The sequence below is a fragment of the Alcanivorax sp. UBA3183 genome (assembly GCF_002364155.1).
In the GTDB taxonomy this organism is placed as follows: Bacteria; Pseudomonadota; Gammaproteobacteria; order Pseudomonadales; family Alcanivoracaceae; genus Alcanivorax; species Alcanivorax jadensis.
Genome location: NZ_DEXN01000028.1, coordinates 1 through 232 on the forward strand (window position 1 = coordinate 1; position 232 = coordinate 232).

General features: G+C 60.8%; 1 pseudogene. It reads right to left on the reverse strand.

Annotation, left to right across the window (positions count from 1 at the left end):
• Nucleotides 1-37 precede the first annotated feature (37 nt).
• Nucleotides 38-232: pseudogene (locus B3Q33_RS10535) on the reverse strand (CoA transferase); the annotation flags it as partial.

Below are 232 nucleotides of genomic sequence, written 5' to 3' on the forward strand. Positions count from 1 at the left end.
ACCGCGTTGCAACTTGCCTCTTGCAACTTGAAACTGACTACCCGATTACCCCGTCCGCCTTCAGCGCCGCGAACTCCTCGTCACTGAGCCCCAATTCCTCGCGTAATACCGCGTCGTTATGACTGCCCACCTCACCGCCGGGCCAGCGGGTTTCGCCAGGGGTGTCTGCCAGTCGGGGAGTGATGGCGGGTACCTTGAGCGGCTTGCCGTTGATTTCCACTTGCTGGAACAG